The organism is Actinobaculum massiliense, assembly GCF_001457435.1.
Lineage (GTDB): Bacteria > Actinomycetota > Actinomycetes > Actinomycetales > Actinomycetaceae > Actinobaculum > Actinobaculum massiliense.
This window is the reverse complement of record NZ_LN881715.1, coordinates 1-12,084: the sequence shown is the minus strand read 5'-3', so window position 1 is coordinate 12,084 and position 12,084 is coordinate 1. Positions and strand designations below refer to the sequence as shown.

1 protein-coding gene and 6 rRNA genes are annotated in these 12,084 nt (G+C 55.3%); 6 read left to right on the top strand and 1 reads right to left on the bottom strand.

Going from position 1 to position 12,084, the window contains the following annotated elements:
* Window positions 1-188: 188 nt before the first annotated feature.
* The 3 genes from BN2664_RS00265 to rrf (BN2664_RS00255) all read left to right on the top strand — a co-directional run bounded on the left by BN2664_RS00265 (window position 189) and on the right by rrf (BN2664_RS00255) (window position 5,342).
* Window positions 189-1,726 (top strand): 16S ribosomal RNA (locus BN2664_RS00265).
* 311 nt (window positions 1,727-2,037) lie between these two features.
* Window positions 2,038-5,131 (top strand): 23S ribosomal RNA (locus tag BN2664_RS00260).
* Window positions 5,132-5,225: 94 nt separating this feature from the next.
* Window positions 5,226-5,342: ribosomal RNA gene (rrf, locus tag BN2664_RS00255) — 5S ribosomal RNA — on the top strand.
* 1,390 nt (window positions 5,343-6,732) lie between these two features.
* Here rrf (BN2664_RS00255) and BN2664_RS09105 read toward each other — a convergent pair.
* Complete coding sequence (locus tag BN2664_RS09105; protein WP_155856661.1) at window positions 6,733-6,918, bottom strand: hypothetical protein; 186 nt, start codon at window positions 6,916-6,918, stop codon at window positions 6,733-6,735.
* Between the two features lie 9 nt (window positions 6,919-6,927).
* Between BN2664_RS09105 and BN2664_RS00250 the strand changes: the two genes are divergently transcribed.
* The 3 genes from BN2664_RS00250 to rrf (BN2664_RS00240) all read left to right on the top strand — a co-directional run bounded on the left by BN2664_RS00250 (window position 6,928) and on the right by rrf (BN2664_RS00240) (window position 12,081).
* Window positions 6,928-8,465 (top strand): 16S ribosomal RNA (locus BN2664_RS00250).
* Between the two features lie 311 nt (window positions 8,466-8,776).
* A 23S ribosomal RNA gene (locus tag BN2664_RS00245) occupies window positions 8,777-11,870 on the top strand.
* A gap of 94 nt (window positions 11,871-11,964) precedes the next feature.
* Window positions 11,965-12,081: ribosomal RNA gene (gene rrf / locus BN2664_RS00240) — 5S ribosomal RNA — on the top strand.
* Together the 16S, 23S and 5S rRNA genes form the textbook arrangement of a ribosomal RNA operon.
* Window positions 12,082-12,084: the final 3 nt, after the last annotated feature.

Genomic DNA, 12,084 nt, shown 5'->3' with positions numbered 1-12,084 from the left:
TAGCGTGTGGGTGTGGTGTTTGGGTGCTTGATAGTGTGTTGGACATTGTTTGTGGTGGACTGACAGTTTTTTCTGTTGGTTTGTTTTTTTGTTAAATCCTCTGCTGGTGTGGGGGTCGATGCTTGGCTGGTTTTTTCTGGTTGGGTGTTGTTTTTTTGAGAGCTGGTTTGGCTTTCCATTTTTTGTTTTTTGTGGAGAGTTTGATCCTGGCTCAGGACGAACGCTGGCGGCGTGCTTAACACATGCAAGTCGAACGGAAAGGCCCTTCCTTTTTTGGTTGGGTGCTCGAGTGGCGAACGGGTGAGTATTACGTGAGTAACCTGCCCTCAACTGTGGGATAAGCCTGGGAAACTGGGTCTAATACTGCATATTCTTCTTTCACCGCATGGTGGGGGTTGGAAAGTTTTTTCGGTTGGGGATGGGCTCGCGGCCTATCAGCTTGTTGGTGGGGTGATGGCCTACCAAGGCGGTGACGGGTAGCCGGCCTGAGAGGGTGGTCGGCCACATTGGGACTGAGATACGGCCCAGACTCCTACGGGAGGCAGCAGTGGGGGATATTGCACAATGGGCGCAAGCCTGATGCAGCGACGCCGCGTGAGGGATGAAGGCTTTCGGGTTGTAAACCTCTTTCGGTACAGAACAAGGCACGTTTTTTGCGTGTGGAGGGTATGTGCAGAAGAAGCGCCGGCTAACTACGTGCCAGCAGCCGCGGTAATACGTAGGGCGCGAGCGTTGTCCGGAATTATTGGGCGTAAAGGGCTCGTAGGCGGCTTGTTGCGCCTGCTGTGAAAACGCGGGGCTTAACTCCGCGCGTGCAGTGGGTACGGGCAGGCTTGAGTGTGGTAGGGGTGACTGGAATTCCAGGTGTAGCGGTGGAATGCGCAGATATCTGGAGGAACACCGATGGCGAAGGCAGGTCACTGGGCCATTACTGACGCTGAGGAGCGAAAGCGTGGGTAGCGAACAGGATTAGATACCCTGGTAGTCCACGCTGTAAACGTTGGGAACTAGGTGTGGGGCCCTTTTCCGGGGTTCTGCGCCGTAGCTAACGCATTAAGTTCCCCGCCTGGGGAGTACGGCCGCAAGGCTAAAACTCAAAGGAATTGACGGGGGCCCGCACAAGCGGCGGAGCATGCGGATTAATTCGATGCAACGCGAAGAACCTTACCAAGGCTTGACATACACCGGGAGCATGCAGAGATGTGTGTGCCTTTTTGGCTGGTGTACAGGTGGTGCATGGTTGTCGTCAGCTCGTGTCGTGAGATGTTGGGTTAAGTCCCGCAACGAGCGCAACCCTTGTCTCGTGTTGCCAGCGCGTTATGGTGGGGACTCACGAGAGACTGCCGGGGTTAACTCGGAGGAAGGTGGGGATGACGTCAAATCATCATGCCCCTTATGTCTTGGGCTTCACGCATGCTACAATGGCCGGTACAGTGGGTTGCGATACTGTGAGGTGGAGCGAATCTCTGAAAGCCGGTCTCAGTTCGGATCGGGGTCTGCAACTCGACCTCGTGAAGTCGGAGTCGCTAGTAATCGCGGATCAGCATTGCCGCGGTGAATACGTTCCCGGGCCTTGTACACACCGCCCGTCACGTCACGAAAGTTGGCAACACCCGAAGCCCGTGGCCTAACCTTTTGGGGGGAGCGGTCGAAGGTGGGGTTGGCGATTGGGACGAAGTCGTAACAAGGTAGCCGTACCGGAAGGTGCGGCTGGATCACCTCCTTTCTAAGGAGCTGCGTTGCTGGGTCTGTGTTGGGCCTGGTGTTTTGCGTGGTTGTTTTTTTTGGAAACTGCGAACGGCCTCATGTTTGTGTGGGGTTTCTGCCTGTTGTGGGTGGGGTGTTTGGCACACTGTTGGGCTCTTGGGTACTTGGTGCCTGTGCTGCCTGCGTGGCTGGCCTTGTTGTGGGGTTGGTTGTGTGGTGTTGGTGTGGTGGTTGTGAATCGTATAGTGGACGCGAGCATTTTTCTGCAATTTTGCGTGTGCGTGACTGGCCTTTTTTTGGTTGGTTGTGTGCGTGTTTTTGTTGAGTTTTTTGTAGGTGTTTTAGGGCGTTCGGTGGATGCCTTGGCACGATGGGCCGAAGAAGGACGTTGCAGTCTGCGATATGCCTCGGGGAGTTGACTAGCGAGCTGTGATCCGAGGGTGTCCGAATGGGGGAACCTGGCTCGAGTTGTTTCGGGTCGCCTGCCTTTTGAATTGATAGGGGGTGGGTGGTGACGCGGGGAAGTGAAACATCTTAGTACCTGCTGGAAGAGATATTTCGTGAGTAGTGGCGAGCGAAAGCGGAGGAGTCTAAACCTTGTGTGTGTGAGAGCCGTCGGGTGTTGCATATGAGGGGTTGTGGGACGCATTTTTCTACTCACCGACGTGGGTGGGCGTAGTGATAAACCATGCTGATAGTTGAAGGGTCTGGGATGGCCTGCCGTAGTGCGTGATAGCCGTGTAGATGAAATTGGTGTGGCTGCGTGGGTGTGTTCCCGAGTAGCACGGGGCTCGTGGAATCTCGTGTGAATCTGCCAAGACCACTTGGTAAGGCTAAATACCTGTCGTGACCGATAGCGGATAGTACCGTGAGGGAATGGTGAAAAGTACCCCGGGAGGGGAGTGAAATAGTGCCTGAAACCGGGCGCCTACAATCCGTCAGAGCCTTTTTTGTGGGGTGATGGCGTGCCTTTTGAAGAATGAGCCTGCGAGTTAGTGGCATGTGGCGAGGTTAACCCGTGTGGGGTAGCCGTAGCGAAAGCGAGTCTGAAGAGGGCGTTTGAGTTGCATGTTCTAGACCCGAAGCGGGGTGATCTACCCATGACCAGGGTGAAGCGCGTGTAAGAGCGTGTGGAGGTCCGAACCCACCAGGGTTGAAAACCTGGGGGATGAGTTGTGGGTAGGGGTGAAAGGCCAATCAAACTCCGTGATAGCTGGTTCTCCCCGAAATGCATTTAGGTGCAGCGTTGCGTGTGTCTTGTGGTGGTAGAGCGACTGGATGGCTGATGGCCCCGACCGGGGTACTGACGTCAGCCAAACTCCGAATGCTGCAAGGTTGAGCGTGGCAGTGAGACTGTGGGGGATAAGCTCCATTGTCGAGAGGGAAACAGCCCAGATCGCCGGTTAAGGCCCCTAAGTGTGTGCTAAGTGGGAAAGGATGTGGAGTTGCTGTGACAACCAGGAGGTTGGCTTAGAAGCAGCCATCCTTGAAAGAGTGCGTAATAGCTCACTGGTCAAGTGGTTCCGCGCCGACAATGTAGCGGGGCTTAAGTACACCGCCGAAACCGCGGCAACAATTTTTGTTTGTTGGGTAGGGGAGCGTCGTGCTTGGGGTGAAGCGGCTTGGTGATGGGTCGTGGACTGGGTGCGAGTGAGAATGCAGGCATGAGTAGCGAGTGGTGGGTGAGAATCCCACCGGCCGTATGACTAAGGGTTCCAGGGGCAGGTTTGTCCGCCCTGGGTTAGTCGGGTCCTAAGGCGAGGCCGACAGGCGTAGTCGATGGGTAACCAGTTCATATTCTGGTACCGGCGTAGGACCGTCAGTGTAGCCCGCGTTGATGCTAACTGCCATGAAGCTGTTGTCATGCTTTCCATTTTTTTGGGGGGTGTGGTGGTGGTGGAGTCGCAGGGTCCTAAGTGTGGGTTGCAAGCGTATTAACAGGTGTGACGCAGAGTGGTAGTTCCGCGTGCCTAATGGCTTGGCACGTCTAAGGGCGCAGCCCGTCTCTCAGGTAAATCCGTGGGGCGTGTGGGTGAGGCCTGATGGTGACTGGTTTTGACTGGGAAGTAGGATGATCCTGTGCTGCCGAGAAAAGCATCGACGCGAGGTCCGGGCCGCCCGTACCCGAAACCGACACAGGTAGTTGGGTAGAGCATACTAAGGCTAGCGAGTGAATCGTGGTTAAGGAACTCGGCAAAATGCCCCCGTAACTTTGGGAGAAGGGGGGCCCTCGCTTTGAAGCCTTTTTCGGGCTAGGGGTTGGGGGTCGCAGAGTCTAGGGAGAAGCGACTGTTTATCAAAAACACAGGTCTGTGCGAAGCTGTAAGGCGATGTATACGGACTGACGCCTGCCCGGTGCTGGAAGGTTAATCGGACTGGTTAGCCCACGTTGTGGGTGAAGCTGGGAAGTTAAGCCCCAGTAAACGGCGGTGGTAACTATAACCATCCTAAGGTAGCGAAATTCCTTGTCGGGTAAGTTCCGACCTGCACGAATGGCGTAACGACTTCTCCGCTGTCTCGACCACGAGCTCGGTGAAATTGCAGTACGAGTAAAGATGCTCGTTTCGCGCAGCAGGACGGAAAGACCCCGGGACCTTTACTATAGCTTGGTATTGGTGTTTGGTTCGGCTTGTGTAGGATAGGTGGGAGACTGTGAAGCAGTGACGCTAGTTGTTGTGGAGTCGTTGTTGAAATACCACTCTGGTCGTGCTGGATGTCTAACTGTGGCCCGTGATCCGGGTCCGGGACAGTGCCTGGTGGGTAGTTTAACTGGGGCGGTTGCCTCCTAAATGGTAACGGAGGCGCTCAAAGGTTCCCTCGGCCTGGTTGGTAATCAGGTGGTGAGTGTAAGTGCACAAGGGGGCTTGACTGTGAGACAGACATGTCGAGCAGGTACGAAAGTAGGAACTAGTGATCCGGCGGTGGCTTGTGGAAGCGCCGTCGCTCAACGGATAAAAGGTACCCCGGGGATAACAGGCTGATCCTGCCCAAGAGTTCATATCGACGGCATGGTTTGGCACCTCGATGTCGGCTCGTCGCATCCTGGGGCTGGAGTAGGTCCCAAGGGTTGGGCTGTTCGCCCATTAAAGCGGTACGCGAGCTGGGTTCAGAACGTCGTGAGACAGTTCGGTCCCTATCCGCTGCGCGCGTAGGAGAATTGAGAAGGGCTGTTCCTAGTACGAGAGGACCGGAACGGACGAACCTCTAGTGTGCCAGTTGTTCCGCCAGGGGCATTGCTGGTTGGCCACGTTCGGGAGGGATAACCGCTGAAAGCATCTAAGCGGGAAGCCTGCTTCGAGATGAGTTCTCCAGCCACAATTTTTTGTGGGTGAGGCCCCCTAGAGATGATGGGGTTGATAGGCCGGGGGTGGAAGCCTTGTGAGGGGTGGAGCTGACCGGTACTAATGGCCGACCACCTATGATTACTTTCTTTTTTGTGGGAAACGTGTTTCGCGTCTGCTATACGATTCAGGGCTACCACGCTATGGCATGGTGTGTATGGAGTGCCTGACTGGTTTGACGGTGGTTATAGCGGCAGGGTAACGCCCGGTCCCTTTCCGAACCCGGAAGCTAAGACTGCCCGCGCCGATGGTACTGCACTCGGGAGGGTGTGGGAGAGTAGGTCACCGCCGTCATCATTCGTGAATAAAAAGAGTGAACGGGATCTGTTCCGATAGGTTGATAGCCTATTCGGTGACAGGTCCCGTTCCCGCATACCCCCAAACAACCACAACACACAACACACCTCGTGGCGCGGCGAGCGGCATCCGCAAGGCAAGGGCACTTCTAGAGGATTTTTGGGGTAGCCGGGCTCCGAGGCCGAAGTTGCCAGGTTTACTTTCCGGATCCGTGCCTGCCGGCAAAGCCCGGGGTCGATGCTCGCTAGGTAGAGAGTGTGATTTCCCGGTTCGGTGCCGCTTAATCGGCCGGTTCCGACTAGAGAGCATTCTGTGTTGGTGGTGTCCAGTTCAACGCCTCCCAGTTCGAGGCATCTCCTTCTTGTGTTTCATGGTTCAGCTGCTTCCGTTTCGCTGGGACCGCTTTTCAATTCGTCGTGGTTTAGCGCGGTTGGCGGAGGCGGTAACAGCGCGTGTGCGTGCTAAACGCCGTGACGATGTTGTCGTGTGAAATTCAACGGCGCTGCGGAACTATGGCCTTGAGGATTTTCGTCGTCGAAAATCACTACGGGGACTCCCATCCAATTTGGGTTCCGAAGGTTTAGTCTTGGGCCTCATTTGTTCTGGTTGAGGTACGACGCCGAGACCACAGGAAATTGTGAGGCCAAAGTTGAAAATCACGAAAATTACCTGGAAACGTCGAGAATCCGGCTGGAAGAGGCGGTGGCGTGCGCATATTGATATTTGAAATCTAGGGGAGGGCAGGCGCATAGCCAGTTAGGTGCACAAAAGGTAGCGCCAGCGAGTCAAATGCCTAAAGGGCCGCGCAAGTTGCTTCGGGGCACGAAGGGCAACGCGAGTGAGTCCGGTGTACAAAGGGCAGCGCTCGCTCAACGGAGTATCGGGACATGAAAATCTCGAATGCGCGAGAACCTTATTGTGTTCCGACCAGAGGTCGGTAGAGATTTGAGGGAGAACGCGGGCACGAAAATGTAGGATGCACCGCTTGCTAATCCAGGCATTCGCACGGCCATGCAACGTGAGCGTAGGCATAAAGGAATGCATTATCTGGAACGTAGTCACCGCGATGACGCTTCGGCGGGTCTCTCGGTAAGCCCGGATTACTGCCATTTCTCTGCCAAGAGCGAGGGGTGCAGTAGGGCTTCCGTATTCGCCCAGAAAAATTGCGTGGTCACGATCACCGAATTTTAATTTGCGTGAGCGAAAATCCGACAGTAATGTATTTACTCGTTGCCGCGAGAGAGCAATGAACTTCCGAAGAAATGGAAGTTGGTTCTCGCTCCGGCCGTTCAACTAAATAGCGTAGGTCACAGAGTTCAAGTTTGACAGGAGCTCCAAGATCTACTAAAGTTGAGTCTCGCCTCTTCTGGAGCTAAGATCTTGTTTCTTAGATTTGGGGTGTGGGTGTGGTGTTTGGGTGCTTGATAGTGTGTTGGACATTGTTTGTGGTGGACTGACAGTTTTTTCTGTTGGTTTGTTTTTTTGTTAAATCCTCTGCTGGTGTGGGGGTCGATGCTTGGCTGGTTTTTTCTGGTTGGGTGTTGTTTTTTTGAGAGCTGGTTTGGCTTTCCATTTTTTGTTTTTTGTGGAGAGTTTGATCCTGGCTCAGGACGAACGCTGGCGGCGTGCTTAACACATGCAAGTCGAACGGAAAGGCCCTTCCTTTTTTGGTTGGGTGCTCGAGTGGCGAACGGGTGAGTATTACGTGAGTAACCTGCCCTCAACTGTGGGATAAGCCTGGGAAACTGGGTCTAATACTGCATATTCTTCTTTCACCGCATGGTGGGGGTTGGAAAGTTTTTTCGGTTGGGGATGGGCTCGCGGCCTATCAGCTTGTTGGTGGGGTGATGGCCTACCAAGGCGGTGACGGGTAGCCGGCCTGAGAGGGTGGTCGGCCACATTGGGACTGAGATACGGCCCAGACTCCTACGGGAGGCAGCAGTGGGGGATATTGCACAATGGGCGCAAGCCTGATGCAGCGACGCCGCGTGAGGGATGAAGGCTTTCGGGTTGTAAACCTCTTTCGGTACAGAACAAGGCACGTTTTTTGCGTGTGGAGGGTATGTGCAGAAGAAGCGCCGGCTAACTACGTGCCAGCAGCCGCGGTAATACGTAGGGCGCGAGCGTTGTCCGGAATTATTGGGCGTAAAGGGCTCGTAGGCGGCTTGTTGCGCCTGCTGTGAAAACGCGGGGCTTAACTCCGCGCGTGCAGTGGGTACGGGCAGGCTTGAGTGTGGTAGGGGTGACTGGAATTCCAGGTGTAGCGGTGGAATGCGCAGATATCTGGAGGAACACCGATGGCGAAGGCAGGTCACTGGGCCATTACTGACGCTGAGGAGCGAAAGCGTGGGTAGCGAACAGGATTAGATACCCTGGTAGTCCACGCTGTAAACGTTGGGAACTAGGTGTGGGGCCCTTTTCCGGGGTTCTGCGCCGTAGCTAACGCATTAAGTTCCCCGCCTGGGGAGTACGGCCGCAAGGCTAAAACTCAAAGGAATTGACGGGGGCCCGCACAAGCGGCGGAGCATGCGGATTAATTCGATGCAACGCGAAGAACCTTACCAAGGCTTGACATACACCGGGAGCATGCAGAGATGTGTGTGCCTTTTTGGCTGGTGTACAGGTGGTGCATGGTTGTCGTCAGCTCGTGTCGTGAGATGTTGGGTTAAGTCCCGCAACGAGCGCAACCCTTGTCTCGTGTTGCCAGCGCGTTATGGTGGGGACTCACGAGAGACTGCCGGGGTTAACTCGGAGGAAGGTGGGGATGACGTCAAATCATCATGCCCCTTATGTCTTGGGCTTCACGCATGCTACAATGGCCGGTACAGTGGGTTGCGATACTGTGAGGTGGAGCGAATCTCTGAAAGCCGGTCTCAGTTCGGATCGGGGTCTGCAACTCGACCTCGTGAAGTCGGAGTCGCTAGTAATCGCGGATCAGCATTGCCGCGGTGAATACGTTCCCGGGCCTTGTACACACCGCCCGTCACGTCACGAAAGTTGGCAACACCCGAAGCCCGTGGCCTAACCTTTTGGGGGGAGCGGTCGAAGGTGGGGTTGGCGATTGGGACGAAGTCGTAACAAGGTAGCCGTACCGGAAGGTGCGGCTGGATCACCTCCTTTCTAAGGAGCTGCGTTGCTGGGTCTGTGTTGGGCCTGGTGTTTTGCGTGGTTGTTTTTTTTGGAAACTGCGAACGGCCTCATGTTTGTGTGGGGTTTCTGCCTGTTGTGGGTGGGGTGTTTGGCACACTGTTGGGCTCTTGGGTACTTGGTGCCTGTGCTGCCTGCGTGGCTGGCCTTGTTGTGGGGTTGGTTGTGTGGTGTTGGTGTGGTGGTTGTGAATCGTATAGTGGACGCGAGCATTTTTCTGCAATTTTGCGTGTGCGTGACTGGCCTTTTTTTGGTTGGTTGTGTGCGTGTTTTTGTTGAGTTTTTTGTAGGTGTTTTAGGGCGTTCGGTGGATGCCTTGGCACGATGGGCCGAAGAAGGACGTTGCAGTCTGCGATATGCCTCGGGGAGTTGACTAGCGAGCTGTGATCCGAGGGTGTCCGAATGGGGGAACCTGGCTCGAGTTGTTTCGGGTCGCCTGCCTTTTGAATTGATAGGGGGTGGGTGGTGACGCGGGGAAGTGAAACATCTTAGTACCTGCTGGAAGAGATATTTCGTGAGTAGTGGCGAGCGAAAGCGGAGGAGTCTAAACCTTGTGTGTGTGAGAGCCGTCGGGTGTTGCATATGAGGGGTTGTGGGACGCATTTTTCTACTCACCGACGTGGGTGGGCGTAGTGATAAACCATGCTGATAGTTGAAGGGTCTGGGATGGCCTGCCGTAGTGCGTGATAGCCGTGTAGATGAAATTGGTGTGGCTGCGTGGGTGTGTTCCCGAGTAGCACGGGGCTCGTGGAATCTCGTGTGAATCTGCCAAGACCACTTGGTAAGGCTAAATACCTGTCGTGACCGATAGCGGATAGTACCGTGAGGGAATGGTGAAAAGTACCCCGGGAGGGGAGTGAAATAGTGCCTGAAACCGGGCGCCTACAATCCGTCAGAGCCTTTTTTGTGGGGTGATGGCGTGCCTTTTGAAGAATGAGCCTGCGAGTTAGTGGCATGTGGCGAGGTTAACCCGTGTGGGGTAGCCGTAGCGAAAGCGAGTCTGAAGAGGGCGTTTGAGTTGCATGTTCTAGACCCGAAGCGGGGTGATCTACCCATGACCAGGGTGAAGCGCGTGTAAGAGCGTGTGGAGGTCCGAACCCACCAGGGTTGAAAACCTGGGGGATGAGTTGTGGGTAGGGGTGAAAGGCCAATCAAACTCCGTGATAGCTGGTTCTCCCCGAAATGCATTTAGGTGCAGCGTTGCGTGTGTCTTGTGGTGGTAGAGCGACTGGATGGCTGATGGCCCCGACCGGGGTACTGACGTCAGCCAAACTCCGAATGCTGCAAGGTTGAGCGTGGCAGTGAGACTGTGGGGGATAAGCTCCATTGTCGAGAGGGAAACAGCCCAGATCGCCGGTTAAGGCCCCTAAGTGTGTGCTAAGTGGGAAAGGATGTGGAGTTGCTGTGACAACCAGGAGGTTGGCTTAGAAGCAGCCATCCTTGAAAGAGTGCGTAATAGCTCACTGGTCAAGTGGTTCCGCGCCGACAATGTAGCGGGGCTTAAGTACACCGCCGAAACCGCGGCAACAATTTTTGTTTGTTGGGTAGGGGAGCGTCGTGCTTGGGGTGAAGCGGCTTGGTGATGGGTCGTGGACTGGGTGCGAGTGAGAATGCAGGCATGAGTAGCGAGTGGTGGGTGAGAATCCCACCGGCCGTATGACTAAGGGTTCCAGGGGCAGGTTTGTCCGCCCTGGGTTAGTCGGGTCCTAAGGCGAGGCCGACAGGCGTAGTCGATGGGTAACCAGTTCATATTCTGGTACCGGCGTAGGACCGTCAGTGTAGCCCGCGTTGATGCTAACTGCCATGAAGCTGTTGTCATGCTTTCCATTTTTTTGGGGGGTGTGGTGGTGGTGGAGTCGCAGGGTCCTAAGTGTGGGTTGCAAGCGTATTAACAGGTGTGACGCAGAGTGGTAGTTCCGCGTGCCTAATGGCTTGGCACGTCTAAGGGCGCAGCCCGTCTCTCAGGTAAATCCGTGGGGCGTGTGGGTGAGGCCTGATGGTGACTGGTTTTGACTGGGAAGTAGGATGATCCTGTGCTGCCGAGAAAAGCATCGACGCGAGGTCCGGGCCGCCCGTACCCGAAACCGACACAGGTAGTTGGGTAGAGCATACTAAGGCTAGCGAGTGAATCGTGGTTAAGGAACTCGGCAAAATGCCCCCGTAACTTTGGGAGAAGGGGGGCCCTCGCTTTGAAGCCTTTTTCGGGCTAGGGGTTGGGGGTCGCAGAGTCTAGGGAGAAGCGACTGTTTATCAAAAACACAGGTCTGTGCGAAGCTGTAAGGCGATGTATACGGACTGACGCCTGCCCGGTGCTGGAAGGTTAATCGGACTGGTTAGCCCACGTTGTGGGTGAAGCTGGGAAGTTAAGCCCCAGTAAACGGCGGTGGTAACTATAACCATCCTAAGGTAGCGAAATTCCTTGTCGGGTAAGTTCCGACCTGCACGAATGGCGTAACGACTTCTCCGCTGTCTCGACCACGAGCTCGGTGAAATTGCAGTACGAGTAAAGATGCTCGTTTCGCGCAGCAGGACGGAAAGACCCCGGGACCTTTACTATAGCTTGGTATTGGTGTTTGGTTCGGCTTGTGTAGGATAGGTGGGAGACTGTGAAGCAGTGACGCTAGTTGTTGTGGAGTCGTTGTTGAAATACCACTCTGGTCGTGCTGGATGTCTAACTGTGGCCCGTGATCCGGGTCCGGGACAGTGCCTGGTGGGTAGTTTAACTGGGGCGGTTGCCTCCTAAATGGTAACGGAGGCGCTCAAAGGTTCCCTCGGCCTGGTTGGTAATCAGGTGGTGAGTGTAAGTGCACAAGGGGGCTTGACTGTGAGACAGACATGTCGAGCAGGTACGAAAGTAGGAACTAGTGATCCGGCGGTGGCTTGTGGAAGCGCCGTCGCTCAACGGATAAAAGGTACCCCGGGGATAACAGGCTGATCCTGCCCAAGAGTTCATATCGACGGCATGGTTTGGCACCTCGATGTCGGCTCGTCGCATCCTGGGGCTGGAGTAGGTCCCAAGGGTTGGGCTGTTCGCCCATTAAAGCGGTACGCGAGCTGGGTTCAGAACGTCGTGAGACAGTTCGGTCCCTATCCGCTGCGCGCGTAGGAGAATTGAGAAGGGCTGTTCCTAGTACGAGAGGACCGGAACGGACGAACCTCTAGTGTGCCAGTTGTTCCGCCAGGGGCATTGCTGGTTGGCCACGTTCGGGAGGGATAACCGCTGAAAGCATCTAAGCGGGAAGCCTGCTTCGAGATGAGTTCTCCAGCCACAATTTTTTGTGGGTGAGGCCCCCTAGAGATGATGGGGTTGATAGGCCGGGGGTGGAAGCCTTGTGAGGGGTGGAGCTGACCGGTACTAATGGCCGACCACCTATGATTACTTTCTTTTTTGTGGGAAACGTGTTTCGCGTCTGCTATACGATTCAGGGCTACCACGCTATGGCATGGTGTGTATGGAGTGCCTGACTGGTTTGACGGTGGTTATAGCGGCAGGGTAACGCCCGGTCCCTTTCCGAACCCGGAAGCTAAGACTGCCCGCGCCGATGGTACTGCACTCGGGAGGGTGTGGGAGAGTAGGTCACCGCCGTCATCA

Excerpts from the sequence above, each read along its gene's own strand:
- BN2664_RS09105 (WP_155856661.1), bottom strand. The coding sequence starts at position 6,918 with ATGGAAAGCCAAACCAGCTCTCAAAAAAACAACACCCAACCAGAAAAA.